This is a genomic window from Mariniflexile sp. TRM1-10 (genome assembly GCF_003425985.1).
GTDB lineage: Bacteria > Bacteroidota > Bacteroidia > Flavobacteriales > Flavobacteriaceae > Mariniflexile.
In genome coordinates, this window is record NZ_CP022985.1 from 3,386,837 (window position 1) to 3,402,354 (window position 15,518).

The following is a 15,518-nucleotide window of genomic DNA, read 5'->3' on the forward strand; positions in this document are numbered from 1 at the left end:
TAACAAAGTAATGAACAGTTGTGGGTTATGTGCTAATAAAATATTATTATTTATTGGTTATCAATGAGTTGTGATTGATTATTTATTGTTAAATTTTGTTTAAAATATCGATAATAATAGAACAACCTTCAATAATTTCATGATTTGAGATGGTTAGCGGTGGTGTAATTCTGATAGCTTTAGGTTCGAAAAGTAACCAAAAGAGTATCAAACCTTTGTCATGACACTGTAAAATTACGGTGTTTGTTATCTCGGCTGAAGGGGTTATGATGGCAAGCATGAGTCCTTTTCCTCGAATATCTTCAATGAGTGGATGTACTAAAAGCTTACGGAATAATTGTTCTTTTTCTAAGGCTTGCGCCATTAAATTGCTTTCTGTTATTTCTTTTAAGGTAGCAAGGGCAGATGCAGCAATAACAGGATGCCCACCAAAGGTTGTAATATGGCCTAGTTTTGGGTTGTCTTGAAGCAAATTCATTAATTTACAGGAGGCTGTAAAAGCACCAATGGGCATACCGCCACCTAAACCCTTGCCCAAAACTAAAATGTCTGGAATACAGTTGTAGTTTTCAAATCCAAACAGTTTTCCTGTTCTGCCAATACCTGGTTGGATTTCGTCTAGAATTAAAAGAGTACCAACTTCGTCACAGCGTTTCCTAACTTTTTCTAGATACCCATTTTCAGGTTCAATAAAGCCAGCACCACCTTGAATGGTTTCTAAAATAACACCAGCGGTCTTTGTGGTAATATGATTTAAATCTTCTTCATTATTGAAAGTAATAAAACGAACATTTGGTAACAAAGGTCTAAAAGCTTGTTTTCGTTCTTCGTAACCCATAACGCTCATCGAGCCCATGGTGTTGCCATGGTAAGCATTTTTTGCCGAGATAATTTCACTTCTACCCGTGGCGCGTTTAGCTAATTTTAAAGCGCCTTCAATAGCCTCGGTGCCGGAATTAACCAAATAGGTGTTTTCTAAAGGGTAGGGCAGGTTTTTAGCCAATAATTTAGCAAGCTCTACAGCGGGTTTTTGAATGTATTCTCCATAAACCATCACATGTAGATACTTATCTAGCTGCTCTTTAATGGCATTTATAACTTTTGGGTGGTTATGACCTAAAGGCGTTGCCGAAACACCAGCAACAAAATCTAAATAAGCTTTGTTATTTGTGTCGTAAATATAACTCCCATTGGCATGGGAAACCTCCATAGCTAATGGGTGTGGTGAGGTTTGCGTTTGGTATTTGTAGAAATTGGACTTCACTGCTTATTTTTTTGATAGTTCTATTAATTCAGATCCCCATAAGCTAATACTATCATTTGTTTGAATGTCACTTATAACACATCTTAAATAATTTCCATCATCAACTTTTTCGCCTGTTAAGGTATATTTGGTCCATTTATCCGTTAAGTTTATTGGTAATGTATTATAGTTGGTATAATCACCTCCTTGCTCTTGAAATCTAATTCGAGTGATTCCCTTTCCTTTTAGCCAAATGGACCATTTAAACATTCCTTTAGTTTTCTTTATAACTGTTAGAGTATGACCATCACTAGAGCCGGTTCCAATTACATTAAAGGCAGTTGCTTTTCCTTCGGGATCGATTACTTTTTCAGAAGTAAGTTCAATTGCTACTTTTTGCCATTCTTTAGTATTAAAATTTTGATTAAACTCTAACAAATTACCAGTTGAACTTTCTTCTTCAGGAATATTTCTAGCAGCTTTGTTTATTACGAAACCTTGTCCGGCTAATTTGACGCGTTCCAGCAATTCTTCATCAAAAAAAGTATCTTGCGGAATGTAATCATCTAAGCCTTTTATAGTGGGTAAAATTAAAGGTTCGTCGTCTTTAAATAAATCTTCAACACTTAGTGGACGTTCATCTTCGCGCCAATCAAAACCTTTAAGGCGTTTTTCTTTTTCTGGGTATTTAGATTCTGGATACAAATCGCCATCAACTTGGTTGAGTCTAGAATATTCTTCTATGTCACCTTCAGAAAAAAGTATAGAAATACTTCCCGATTTGGCTTTGTCAATACCTATAAGTTCTTGATTTTCGTTTCTTGTATAGAAAATAGATTGTGCATTTTTAATGATATCTACTTTACGCAATTCATTTTTCTCGTTAAACAAGCCCACTAATCTAATCCCTGATATTTGATTGTATCCATCTGTACTTATGGTGTCCTTACTAATTATAAATGCATTGTTGAATACCAGCAGGGAATCTAACTTTTCGGTTTTTGGATTTGAAATTAAATGAATGGTATCACCTGTCATTTGGTTTTCAACATTCCAAAGAACGGGACGTCGTTTGGTTGAAAACACATCGGTTGATGATAAACGGCTTAAGTTTATGAACTGTGTGAGACCTGTTTTTTGGTTTGAGTGTATGGAATCTGCTTTTCCGCTTAAATCGGATTTATAAATTTTGGCATTGTAATACGCTCTAACAATACGGTTTTCTGGTTTGCCGGTTACCATTATTTTGTCGGCATGCATGTAGATGGAATCGTTTTCTTGCTTGGTTGCAACTAAGGCACGTTTTGTAATGAACAATGAATCTTGGGCTTTAAAAACCTCGGCGTAATGCCCTTTTGCAATGCTATGATTTATAGTGTCAGTTACTTTAATATTATTGGTTGCTGAGGCAAATTTTTTGGTATCATCAAAATACAAACTATCACCTTCTATAATACGGTCGTTGTAATGAATTTTAGAATTTCTTACGGCATAGCCATTTTTGTTTTTGGTGTCGTAAAATCCTTTTTCTGTATAGGTATTGCTTTCGGCTGTAACTATGGTTGAAGGACCAAATAAATAAGCATAACCCGTGTCAGAATAAAAATCGAAATAATTAGAGTTGATGGTGGCGTCTTTATTAACCAATACCACATCATCTACAAATTGGTATTTTTTTTGTTCCATGTAATACCGTCCAATTTTACTAGTAATAGTTCCTGATGTGTCTTTTACTACAGTACCACCATTCTTATAAAAGGCTTGTTGTTTTACACGGTCGTAATACAACGTATCGGATGAAATGGTAGAATTTGGATCCTTTAAAACCACATCACCACTGGCGAAAGCTAATTGGGTGATACCACTATATTCAATATATTTTGAGGTCATGTGAATGGTATCACCTTGAATTAGTTTCACATTTCCGTAGGCTTCAATAAAATTTTCACCGCTGTAATAAATGGCTTTATCGCTCCACATATTTATGCTTCCCTGCATAATATGCACTTGTTGCGATTCGTCTCGGGTTAAAACTTTCGCGCCGGGGTAGTTTTCTTCATCAATAGTTAACCTGCCAGCATATTCAATTTCAATTTTCTTCTTTTCTTGAGAATGGATAATCTCTGTTGAAAACAAGCAAAGAAGCAGTATGATATATAAAGTTTGTTTATTCAAATTCTAAAAGTTTGTTGCAAAAATAACGATAATTATATTGAACTCATCTTGACTTTTTCTATTTCCTAAAAAATGGCTAAAATTTATCTATATTTCGTTACTTCTTTTATACGTAGCGATGTTATGTCTTGCAAAAAGTGCCTCATCTATATAAATTTTATCTCATTTTCGGTTAAAAACAAAAAGTCAAGATAAATTCATTGTATAATTGTTTTGGTACAAAAAACGCTCCAAAAAATATTTTGGAGCGTTTTTTGAATATTTAGGTAAATAAACTATTTTCTAAAAATAGTCTGTTTTCTATCAGGACCAACAGAGACGATGGTAATAGGAATTTCAAGTTCTTTTTCTAAAAAGTCGATGTATTGGTTTAATGCCTTTGGAATTTGTGTAGCATCAGACATTTCAGTTAAATCTTCTGCCCAACCATCAACCTCTGTGTAAATAGGTTCTACATTTTCTGGTTCAATATTGTATGGGAAGTGTGAGATAACATCACCTTTATATTTGTATGCGGTACAAACTTTTAAGGTTTTAAACCCAGAAAGCACATCGCCTTTCATCATCATTAATTGGGTAACACCATTTACTTGGCAAGCGTATTTTAAGGCTACTAAATCTAGCCAGCCACAACGTCTTGGGCGTCCTGTGGTTGCTCCAAATTCGTTACCAACACGACTCATGGTGGCACCATCTTCATCAAACAATTCAGTTGGGAATGGTCCAGAACCAACACGTGTGGTATATGCTTTAAAAATACCAAAAACCTCGCCAATTTGGTTTGGAGCCACACCTAAACCAGTACAAGCGCCGGCAGCAGTGGTGTTGCTGGATGTTACAAATGGATAGGTTCCAAAATCGATGTCCAGTAATGAGCCTTGTGCACCTTCAGCTAAAATAGTTTTACCGGATTTTTGTGCTTGGTAGATGTATTCTTCAGAATCTATAAACTTTAATGATTTTAAAACTTCAATAGCTTTAAAGAATTCTGTTTCAAGTTCAGCTAAATTATACTCAATATTTACGTTATAAAAAGCAATCATAGATTCGTGCTTATCGGCCAATGTTCTATAACGTTCTTTCCAGTCGCTTAATTCCAAATCGCCCACACGAAGACCATTCCTGCCAGTTTTATCCATGTAAGTTGGTCCAATCCCTTTTAAAGTTGAGCCGATTTTAGCTTTTCCTTTAGAGGCTTCACTGGCAGCATCCAATAAGCGATGTGTAGGTAAAATAATGTGTGCTTTTCTAGAAATAACTAAAGACTTTCTGTAATCTACATTTTGAGCTTCAAGTTTGGCTAATTCCCCTTTAAAAATCACAGGGTCTATTACAACACCATTACCTACTAAATTGGTAGTGCCATCGTGAAATATTCCAGATGGGATGGTATGTAAAACGTGCTTTTGTCCATTAAAAACCAGTGTATGTCCTGCATTTGGACCGCCTTGAAAACGTGCAATAATATTGTAGTTAGAGGTAAGTACGTCAACGATTTTCCCTTTGCCTTCGTCTCCCCATTGTAGTCCTAGTAGTAAATCTACTGCCATTGTAAAAATTAGTTATTTAGTTGATTTTCTATTTCCGTAGAAATAAAGTGAATGATTATTAATTTCAATATCGAAAACTTCTTCGATGGTTTTTTTGATGGATTGTATTCGTGGGTCGCAAAACTCTATGACCTCACCAGTATCGGTTAGTATAACATGGTCATGTTGTCTATCAAAATAAGATTTTTCGTAATGTGCTTGATTTTGACCAAATTGGTGTTTTCTTACCAGTTTACACTCAAGAAGCAATTCTATGGTATTGTATAATGTTGCGCGAGATACACGATACTTTTTGTTTTTCATGCTTAGATATAGTGATTCTATATCGAAGTGTTCTTTGTTATTATAAACTTCTTGCAGTATAGCGTATCGTTCGGGCGTTTTGCGGTGTCCGTTGTTTTCTAAAAAGTTAGTAAAAACGTTTTTTACTATCTCTTGATTTTTTGTTTCTGCGTTTTCATCCATAATTTCGTCGCAAATTTACACATTTTTTACAGTCTAGTAACCTTATCTATACCATTAATTTTTTTAAGTTTATCTAAGAGCTTTTTTAAGAGGGTATTATTTTTTACTACCAGGTTAATTTTTCCTGAAAACACACCGCCATCACTTTCAAAACTAATACTTTTCATGTTTACGTGCATGTTCTCTGAAATTATTTTAGTAATGTCATTTACCAGCCCTATGTGGTCTATGCCCGTAATTACAATTTGAGCTAAAAATTCTTGTTGCGAGGAATCGACCCATTTTGCAAGCATAATTCTATAGGCATAATTAGATTGCAAACTCAATGCATTTGGGCAGTTTTTTTTATGAACTTTAATACCTTCTGAAACTGTTAAAAACCCAAAAACATCATCACCAGGAATCGGATTGCAGCAACTAGCTAGCTTATAGTCTAATTTTTCTTCTTCTTTTCCAAAGACTAAAGAATCGTAATTAGTGGTAACTTCATCTTTTTCAATCTCCTCTTTTTTTATAGGTGTTTTTTTAGAGATTTTACTTTTGATAAAACTCATTAAAGCATTGCTTCTAGAAGACGCATAGTCTTTAAGCATGTTGTTGTCTATAGTGCCAATGCCTACTCTGTAAAACAAATCTAAACTCGTTTTAAGCTTAAAAAAGCTCACTAATTCGTTTATAGACGCTTCGTTAAGGTTAATTTTTAACTGTTTTAATTTGCGTCTTAATATTTCTTTTCCTTCTTCACCAATGCGTTTTTTGTCTTCTTTTAAGGCAGATTTAATTTTGCTTCTGGCTCTTGCTGTAGTGGCGTAGTCTAGCCAGTTCGCATTTGGTTTAGCCATTTCCGATGTTAAAATATCCACTTGGTCGCCACTTTGAAGGACATGATTTAATGGTACTAATTTACCATTTACTTTAGCGCCACGGGTTTTCATACCCACTTCGGTATGTATGTTGAATGCAAAATCTAATGAGGTAGCACCTTTAGGTAGCGATTTTAATTCACCGGCAGGCGTGAAAACAAAGATTTCTTTTGAGTATAGATTGAGTTTGAATTGTTCAACAAAATCTACGGCATTGGTTTCAGGGTTTTCCAGTGCCTCTTGCAATTTGTTTATCCAGTCTTCTAAATTATCTTCTTTTTCGCTTTCTTGTTTGTATTTATAGTGGGCTGCATAGCCTTTCTCGGCAATTTCGTTCATACGTTCGCTACGTATCTGTACTTCTACCCAGCGTCCTTTGGGTCCCATTACGGTAATATGTAATGCTTCATAACCTGTAGATTTTGGCGATGAAATCCAATCGCGAAGACGAATGGGGTTGGGTCTAAAATGATCGGTGACAATAGAATAAATTTTCCAAGCTAGAAATTTTTCTGTTGAAGGATCGCTTTCATAAATTATTCTAATAGCAAACTTATCATAAACTTCATCGAAAGAAACACCTTGCTTGAGCATTTTTTTTCTAATGGAAAAAATTGATTTAGGGCGTCCTTTTATAGTATATGCTAAATTTTCTTTGTCTAAAGAATTTTTTATAACCTCACTAAATTGTGCTATATAAAGATCTTGTTCTTCTTTGCTTTCCTTTATTTTGTGTAAAATATCATTATAAACATCGGGTTCGGTATATTTTAAACTTAAATCTTCAAGTTTGGTTTTAATGTTGTAAAGTCCAATGCGATGTGCTAAAGGGGCATAAATATATAAGGTTTCAGAGGCTATTTTTTCTTGTTTGTCTGAACGCATTGAGTCCATAGTCTGCATATTGTGCAAACGGTCTGCAATTTTTATAATGATAACGCGAACATCGTCATTAAGCGTAAGCAGCATTTTTCGAAAATTTTCAGCTTGTAAAGACACGTTCATGTCTTTTTCTTTACTTAATGATGAAATTTTTGTAAGACCATCAACAATGGTTGCCACAGTTTTTCCAAATTGTTTTTCAATATCGACAATTTCATAATCAGGACTGTCTTCAACCACATCATGCAGCAATGCAGCAGCAATTGAAGTGGCATCCAATCCAATTTCTTGCGCCACAATTTTGGCAACAGCAATGGGGTGAAATATATAAGCTTCACCAGATTTCCTGCGCTGATTTTTATGTCCGTCTAAGGCAACTTCAAAAGCTTTTCGAATTAATTTTTTATCATCGCTAGTAAGGGTGGTATAACTAACTTTTAATAACTCTTTGTAGGCTTTGGTAATGGTTGCATTTTCTTTTCCAATTTCTTCCTCTGTCATAATTTAAAAGTAACATAAAGAATATTAACAACCAATAGTATTGTTAAATTTTATAATGATTTTTTTATAGGTTACGAATTTAAAAAAGCAACTAATTGAGCTACTGCTTTACCGCGATGCCCCATACTGTTTTTTAGATCTAGATCCATTTCGGCAAACGTATTTTGGTAGCCATTGGGTTTAAATATAGGGTCATAACCAAAACCATGTTCGCCTTGCTTCGTTTTTGTGATTTCTCCTTTGCAAATACCAGTAAAGGTGTATTGTTTGTTGTTTAGTTGTAAAGCGATGACTGTTTTAAATTGGGCGTTTCTATTGGGGTTGTCTTTTAATGCATCCAACAATTTATCAATGTTGTCGTTGGCATTTCGTTGTTCGCCAGCATAACGAGCCGAAAACACACCAGGCTCGCCATTTAACGCATCAACTTCCAATCCGGTATCGTCAGCAAAACAATCAAAACCATAGTTTTCTTTGATATAACTTGCTTTTTGAATAGCGTTCCCCTCAATAGTATTTTGGGTTTCTGGAATGTCTTCAAAAAATTCAATGTCTTTTAAACTAAGTAATTCTATATGATTTGGTATTAAAGCTTGTACTTCTTTAAGCTTATTTAAATTATTGGTAGCGAAAACGATCTTCATTATTTTTAAGTTTATGCCAAAATTAATAGGATTCATTTTAAAAATTTGTATTTTACCTGATAATAATCATTAAAAAAATAAGATGGTTATTTTTAATTTATAAAATAAAAAAACAAATAAATATGACCGTAAATTTTCAATACGTAGATGTAGATGTAAGCGAAACCCTTTCAGCTTTTACAGAAGAAAAACTAAAAAGTTTATTCAATAAATATGAGTTTTTAATAAGTGCCACCGTGTATTTTAAACAAGATGAAAATAAACACGACACTGGCAAAATATGTAATATAGAATTAAGTTTGCCTGGCCCTAGAATTTTTGCGACATCTACGGAACGAAATTTTGAAGTAGCTGTAAGAGAAACTATTAACGATTTGGAACGTCAATTAAAAAAACGAAAAGAAGTTTTTAAAACACATTGAATCAATTAGCAATTAACAATTAATAATGAAAATGTAAAGTGAAAATTATTAATTGTTAATTCATCATCATTCATTATTATCGGTGGTGGTAGGGTTCATTTTTTAAAATGGTAAACCCTCTATAAAGCTGTTCGATAAAAAATAAGCGAATCATTTGATGGGAAAATGTCATTTTAGATAATGATAGTTTCCCATTTGCTTTATTATAGACTTCCTGTGAAAACCCATAAGGACCACCAATAACAAAAACCAACTGTTTTATACCGGAATTCATGTGTTTTTGCAGATATTCAGAGAAAGCAACCGAATCTTGCTGTTTTCCGTTTTCATCAAGTAAAATTAAAACATCGGTAGCGTTTAGTTTATTTAAAATAAGTTCACCTTCTTTTTGTTTTTGTTGTTCTTCACTTAAATTTTTAGCATTTTTTATATCAGGAATCATATCAATTGAAAATTTAATATAAAAGCCTAATCGTTTGATATAATCATCCATTAATGATTTTAAATCATTATTATCCGTTTTTCCTATAGCAATAAGTTTGATGGTCATAATGGCAAAATTAGCATTTAGTAATTATGAATAATGAATTTAAATATGAAAAATTTAGAAAATTCGTAATTGTAAAATTAAATAAAGTAAATCTATTTCTTATTTTTGTGGCAAATCAACCTTATATTATGATAACACAAGAGCAATTTGATCAAGAAGTCAAGTCAATAATATCTAATGCTATTAGGGAAGATGTTGGAGACGGCGATCATAGTTCATTGGCATGTATTCCTGATAATGCCAGAGGGAAAGCTAAACTTTTGGTGAAAGACAAAGGCATTATTGGTGGTGTTAACTTTGCTAAAAAGGTTTTTGCTTATGTTGACAAAAATTTGAAGTTAGAAGTTCTAATTGAAGATGGTTCAGAAGTGACTTATGGTGATGTGGTTATGTATGTAGAAGGTTCAGCGCAATCTATATTAAAAGCAGAACGTACCGTATTAAATGCCATGCAGCGTATGAGTGCCATTGCTACAAAAACCAGAATGTTTGTTGATTTATTGGAAGGCACTAAAACCAAAATTTTGGATACTAGAAAAACAACTCCGGGCATTCGGGTGTTAGAAAAATGGGCCGTTAAAATTGGTGGAGGTGAAAACCACAGATTTGCATTGTACGATATGATTATGCTAAAAGATAACCATATTGATTTTGCTGGAGGCATTACCAAAGCTATTGAAATGAGCAAGCAATATTTAAAAGACACAGGGAAAGATTTAAAAATAATGGTTGAAGCCAGAAATTTAACCGAAGTTGAAGAAATTCTGCAAAATGATGGTATTTATAGGATTTTGCTTGATAACTTCGATTATGAAGATACCAAGAAAGCCGTAAAAATGATAGGGGATACCTGTCTGACCGAATCATCTGGAAATATTAACGAAACAACCATTAGGCATTATGCCGAATGTGGTGTAAATTATATTTCATCGGGTGCATTAACGCATTCTGTCCATAACATGGATTTAAGTTTAAAAGCTATAAAGTAGTTTTTTTTTTAAATATACTTTAATGTCAGTATAATGTACTTTTATTATAGAAGTGGTTTAAACTTTTTTAATTGAAGCGAAAATTAGTTGTTTTGTGTTCGATTGAAGGCTTTTTTGAGTTGCATAGCAGGGCTACGGAAGGAAGAAAAGGCAAAAACGAGTGCAAAAGGACAATTTTTTAGCCAATTGTAAAAAGTTCAAATGAGTTCATACTGACATTTTTAATTTTAATAACTTTGTTATGAATTTTAGAGACTGTTTAAGTTTTGTTTTTGAAATATTTTATAGGGAATTTTATTGTCAGACAGGGCCGAGCGTATAAAAAAGGTCTGGGAGACCTTTTTAGTGAAGGAGCCAGGCTGCCGCGAGGGAGAGGTACATAGCTATGGATCGAAAAATAGCTGAAGTATGGCGGAAAAAGGCACATAAAAGAGCCAAAGGATAAAATTTAAACAGTCTCTTAACGTAAATTATTAATGACAAAGCCTCTTGACGAAAAACTCGATAAAATTCCTATTGTAAATATTTTAGTGCGTTTTTTTAAACGAGCTAAACTACCGGGTCTTGAAGGCTTATCGTTTTACGATTTATTAGAACTTTATATAACGGGCATTGTAAAAGGCGCCTTAACCACAAGGGCAAGTGCCATTGCTTTTAGTTTTTTTATGGCAATATTCCCCTTTTTGCTCTTTGTTTTAATAGTGATACCTTATGTGCCTATAGACGATTTTAAAATCGAATTTTTAAGGTTTTTAGAATCGTTTTTACCACCAAGTACTTCCGAATTTTTCTTTAAAAATATTTTTGAAGGTATTGATAATTCACAACGGGGTGGTTTATTGTCATCGGTATTTGTGTTGTCTATTGCGCTTATGGCAAATGGTGTCAATGCGTTGTTTTCCGGTTTTGAAACCTCATACCACCAGCAATTATCCCGAAGCGTATTTAGGCAGTATTTAGTCGCTTTAGGTGTTGCTTTAATATTGGCTTTTTTGCTTATAATCACTATAGCGGTTTTGGGATATTTTCAAATTTATGTGGTGCAAAAAGTATTAGATACTTTGCATGATAGAGGATATGATGTGGCGGCACAAAGCGTGTTTTGGTTTAAAGTAGTTAAATATGTGTTTTTTGTATTTATAGTTTATATAGCAACGGCAACCATGTATTATTTCGGAACTAAAGAAGGAAAACATTCTAAGTTCTTTTCTGTGGGTGCTGGTTTTACAACATTCCTCATTATTTTACTGTCTTTCTTGTTTGGTATATATATTGAAAATTTTGGTCAGTATAATAAACTATACGGTTCTATTGGTGCGCTTTTAATTCTTATGTTTTATTTGTGGCTAAATGCTAACATTTTGTTGCTTGGTTATGAACTTAATGCGTCTTTAAATAAATTGCGTAAAAGGTCTTGATTATGCCATATTTTATAGACATCATTATACCTGTACCACTTCAAAAATTATTTACTTATAGCATAACTTCTGCCGAAGCCAATTTTTTAAAGCCAGGTATGCGTGTATCAGTTCCTTTCGGGAAATCTAAAATTTACACGGGTATTGTTTCTACACTTCACAACGACGCACCTATAGCTTATGAAGCTAAGGAAATCCATCAAATATTGGATGAAGGTCCTATTGTAAACGAAAAACAGTTACAATTATGGCAATGGATAGCTAATTATTACATGTGTACTTTGGGCGATGTGATGCGAGCTGCTTTACCCAGTGCCTTTGTTTTAGAGAGCGAAACGATCATAACAAAGCATACCAAAGTTATTGATGAATCTATTTTAAAGGATGATGAGTTTTTGGTTTATGAAGCGTTGCAGCATCAATCGTCTTTAAAAATCCACGATATCGCTAATATTCTTGATAAAAAAAATGTACTTCCGGTTATTAAGCGATTGATTGAAAAGGAAGCCATTGCTGTTGAAGAAGAAGTGTATGAAAAGTACAAGCCTAAATTGGTACGTTATGTTAAGTTGCATCCTCATTTTTCTTCGGAAACTGCACTACAAAAACTATTGGATGATTTAAGTAGAGCGCCCAAACAACACCAGGTTATATTAACGTTATTTTCCATTTCTGCAACTACAAAAAAGCCTGTAAAAGTTGCTGATTTGTCAACAGAAAGTGATGCGTCTTCCACAACAATAAAAGCATTAATAGATAAAGGTATTCTTGAAGAATATTTTATACAGACCGATAGGGTTCAGTATTCGGGTAATGATAATGAAGATTCAAAAAGCCTCAATGAATATCAAGAAACAGCATTAACTGAAATAAAAGAATCATTTAAAGAACAATCCGTTGTATTGCTTCATGGTGTTACATCTTCGGGAAAAACCGAAGTGTACGTAAAACTTATTGAAGAGGCTTTGGATAAAGGGCAGCAGGTTCTGTATTTATTACCCGAAATTGCATTAACAGCACAATTAATCACGCGTTTGCAAAATTATTTTGGAGCGCAGGTGGCGGTGTTTCATTCTAAATATTCATCGCAGGAGCGGGTTGAGGTTTGGAACCATGTTTTAAATAATTCCGCGAAAGCGCAAATTGTTTTAGGTGCGCGATCATCTATTTTCTTGCCATTCAATAATTTAGGATTGATAATTGTTGATGAAGAGCACGAGCAATCCTTTAAGCAATTTGACCCAGCACCACGCTATCATGCGCGTGATACGGCTGTTGTTTTGGCACGTTTACATAAGGCAAAAACGCTTTTAGGGTCTGCAACACCCAGTTTGGAAAGTTATTTCAATGCGAAGCAAAATAAATACGGTTTTGTTGAAATCACAAAACGGTTTAATGATGTGTTAATGCCAGATATTGAATTGGTGGATATTAAAGATAAGTTGAAAAAGAAACGCATGAAAGGGCATTTTAGCGATCGACTTATTGAAGAAATGACCGAAACCTTGCGAGGAGGCCATCAAATCATACTGTTTCAAAACCGACGTGGGTTTTCACCAATTGTAGAATGTCATACTTGTGGACATTCGCCACAATGTCCTAATTGCGATGTGAGTTTAACCTATCATCAATATAGAGACCAATTACGCTGTCATTACTGCGGATTTGTGGAAATAATGCCTAAAACCTGTTCAGCTTGTGGAAGTCCTGAATTAGACAATAAAGGTTTTGGAACCGAACAAATTGAGGAAGAAGTGAAACTTTTGTTTCCTGATTATAAAGTAGCCAGAATGGATTTAGATACCACACGGGGTAAATATGGCTATGAGAAAATTATAACCGCTTTAGAGCAGCAGGAAATTGATATTTTGGTTGGGACACAGATGCTTACTAAAGGTTTGGATTTTAGAAACGTTAAGTTGGTAGGTATCATGAATGCCGATAATATGCTAAACTTTCCGGATTTTAGAGCGCACGAACGCAGTTTTCAACTCATGCTGCAGGTGTCGGGTAGGGCAGGACGTACAGAAGAGCGCGGTAAGGTATTGATTCAAACCTATAATCCGCTTCATAATATTTTACAGCAGGTTTCTACCAATAATTATATTGATATGTATAACGAACAAATGAACGATCGTTATAATTACAAATATCCGCCCGTATTTAAGCAAATTAAAATCACTTTAAAACATAAGGATTATACTCGGGTAGATACCGCTTCAATTTGGTATGCAAAATCGCTACGTCATGTATTTGGGGATTTTGTTTTAGGACCCGAATCGCCACCAATTGCCAGAATTAGAAACCAATTTCATAAAAACATTTTGGTGAAGATTCCGAAGAAACAATCACTTTCAAAAACAAAAGAAGCTATCATTAAAATAAATAATAGCTTCTTGAGTGTAAAAGATTTTCGGTCGGTTAAAGTAATTTTAAATGTCGATAACTTCTAGTGAAATAGAAATTTGTAAACAAATTTCGTGATTGAACAATCCCGATTAAAATCGGGATTTCTGAAATAATAATATTATGAGAAACTGAAACAAGTTCAGTTTGACGAAGCTAGGCTTCTAAATATTATTTAGAGCATCAACCAGTTGGGTTTTCTTGTTCCTACTTAAAGGAATTTCGTAGGCACCAACTTCAACATTTTTACTGTTAAACCTATCAATTTTGTCTAGGTTGACAATATAAGATTTGTGAATTCTTAAAAACTTATTTTCCGGCAATTCTTTCTCAAAAGATTTCATAGTAGAAAGTACTACTAAGCTGTTTTCTTCTGTAACTAGTTTTACATAATCACCAAGGGCCTCAATCCACTTAATATCTTTGATATAAACCTTACGTTTTTTAAGATTACTTTTAACAAAGATGTGTTCACCTTCTTCTTCGTTAAAATCTTGAGTTAATTTGTGTTGCTCCAGAGCTTTCTCTACAGCTATATTAAAACGTTCTCTAGTAATTGGTTTATGTAAATAATCGGTAGCATCATAGTTAAATGCTTTAAAAGCATACTCTGTTTTACCGGTTACAAAAATAATTTGAGGTTTGTTGTTTAATACGTCTAAAAGTTCAAATCCGTTTAGCACTGGCATTTCAATGTCTAAAAAGATTAAATCTACTTGGTGTGTATTTAAACCATTTTTGGTTTCTAAGGCACTACTGTACTCAGCTATTAGGTTTAGAGCGGGATGGTTCTCTACTAACTTAACAATAGAGAGACGTTGTATTGCCGAATCGTCTACTACTACACAGTTTAAAGTCATAACATTTATATTATTTCGGTTAAGATATCGACAATAGTACAAAAAATTCGGCTAAAAACCAAAAAACATCGTTAAACTGTTTAATTTAACATAATTTTAACATTTGTTTCGTGTAGCAAATATACTATAAAATATAGTGATAATATAGTTGTGTAATATGTATTTATTAACTATTTTTGCACCCAATTTTTAACAATAAACACGATTTTTATGAATCATTATGAAACTGTTTTCATCTTAAATCCCGTTTTATCTGAAGACCAGATAAAGGAAACAGTAAAGAAATACGAAGATTTTCTTGTTTCTAACGGCGCTAAGATGGTATCAAAAGAAGATTGGGGGCTTAAAAAATTAGCTTATCCAATTCAAAACAAAAAAAGTGGTTTTTATCACTTATTTGAATACACGGTTGCCGGTGAGGTAATTAATACTTTGGAAGTAGAGTTTAGACGTGATGAGCGTTTTATGCGTTATTTAACGGTAGCGTTGGATAAACACGCTATTTCTTGGGCAGAGAGAAGAAGAGTTAAACTTAAACAAAAAGCTTAAT

General features: G+C 33.8%; 13 protein-coding genes. 5 read left to right on the forward strand and 8 right to left on the reverse strand.

All coding sequences use genetic code 11. The features are described 5' to 3' along the window. Positions 1-88: 88 nt before the first annotated feature. From CJ739_RS14310 to CJ739_RS14335, 6 genes are all read right to left on the reverse strand, one after another. Positions 89-1,264, reverse strand: a complete 1,176-nt coding sequence (locus tag CJ739_RS14310; protein WP_117176498.1) for an aspartate aminotransferase family protein — start codon at positions 1,262-1,264, stop codon at positions 89-91. 3 nt (positions 1,265-1,267) lie between these two features. Continuing rightward, the gene (locus CJ739_RS14315) at positions 1,268-3,418 is read right to left on the reverse strand and encodes an OstA-like protein (protein ID WP_117176500.1); all 2,151 of its coding nucleotides are present in this window, start codon (positions 3,416-3,418) and stop codon (positions 1,268-1,270) included. A gap of 275 nt (positions 3,419-3,693) precedes the next feature. Then, complete coding sequence (locus CJ739_RS14320; protein ID WP_117176502.1) at positions 3,694-4,968, reverse strand: adenylosuccinate synthase; 1,275 nt, start codon at positions 4,966-4,968, stop codon at positions 3,694-3,696. 12 nt (positions 4,969-4,980) lie between these two features. Then, positions 4,981-5,433, reverse strand: a complete 453-nt coding sequence (locus CJ739_RS14325; RefSeq protein ID WP_117176504.1) for a Fur family transcriptional regulator — start codon at positions 5,431-5,433, stop codon at positions 4,981-4,983. Between the two features lie 26 nt (positions 5,434-5,459). Further along, positions 5,460-7,679, reverse strand: a complete 2,220-nt coding sequence (locus tag CJ739_RS14330; RefSeq protein ID WP_117176506.1) for a RelA/SpoT family protein — start codon at positions 7,677-7,679, stop codon at positions 5,460-5,462. A 71-nt stretch (positions 7,680-7,750) separates the two neighbouring features. Further along, positions 7,751-8,323 (reverse strand): non-canonical purine NTP diphosphatase, encoded by a 573-nt coding sequence (locus CJ739_RS14335; RefSeq protein WP_117179013.1) that lies wholly within the window; start codon positions 8,321-8,323, stop codon positions 7,751-7,753. Between the two features lie 122 nt (positions 8,324-8,445). Between CJ739_RS14335 and hpf the strand changes: the two genes are divergently transcribed. Further along, entirely contained in the window at positions 8,446-8,745 is a 300-nt protein-coding gene (gene hpf / locus CJ739_RS14340) for a ribosome hibernation-promoting factor, HPF/YfiA family (protein ID WP_117176508.1), read from the forward strand. 76 nt (positions 8,746-8,821) lie between these two features. Here hpf and rlmH read toward each other — a convergent pair whose 3' ends face one another. Continuing rightward, a complete protein-coding gene (rlmH, locus tag CJ739_RS14345; RefSeq protein WP_117176510.1) occupies positions 8,822-9,295 on the reverse strand; it encodes a 23S rRNA (pseudouridine(1915)-N(3))-methyltransferase RlmH in 474 nt (157 codons plus the stop codon). 128 nt (positions 9,296-9,423) lie between these two features. On the opposite strand from rlmH, the gene nadC reads away from it, so the two are divergent. From nadC to priA, 3 genes are all read left to right on the forward strand, one after another. Next, the gene (nadC, locus tag CJ739_RS14350; protein ID WP_117179015.1) at positions 9,424-10,284 is read left to right on the forward strand and encodes a carboxylating nicotinate-nucleotide diphosphorylase; all 861 of its coding nucleotides are present in this window, start codon (positions 9,424-9,426) and stop codon (positions 10,282-10,284) included. Between the two features lie 476 nt (positions 10,285-10,760). Continuing rightward, on the forward strand, positions 10,761-11,702 hold the full coding sequence (locus CJ739_RS14355) for a YihY/virulence factor BrkB family protein (RefSeq protein ID WP_117176512.1): 942 nt from the start codon (positions 10,761-10,763) through the stop codon (positions 11,700-11,702). A 2-nt stretch (positions 11,703-11,704) separates the two neighbouring features. Continuing rightward, on the forward strand, positions 11,705-14,155 hold the full coding sequence (gene priA, locus CJ739_RS14360; RefSeq protein ID WP_117176514.1) for a replication restart helicase PriA: 2,451 nt from the start codon (positions 11,705-11,707) through the stop codon (positions 14,153-14,155). Between the two features lie 117 nt (positions 14,156-14,272). Here priA and CJ739_RS14365 read toward each other — a convergent pair whose 3' ends face one another. After that, positions 14,273-14,968: a LytR/AlgR family response regulator transcription factor gene (locus CJ739_RS14365; RefSeq protein WP_117176516.1), complete on the reverse strand. Its 696-nt coding sequence runs from the start codon at positions 14,966-14,968 to the stop codon at positions 14,273-14,275. A 210-nt stretch (positions 14,969-15,178) separates the two neighbouring features. Between CJ739_RS14365 and rpsF the strand changes: the two genes are divergently transcribed. Then, on the forward strand, positions 15,179-15,517 hold the full coding sequence (gene rpsF / locus CJ739_RS14370) for a 30S ribosomal protein S6 (RefSeq protein ID WP_117176518.1): 339 nt from the start codon (positions 15,179-15,181) through the stop codon (positions 15,515-15,517). Position 15,518 lies beyond the last annotated feature (1 nt).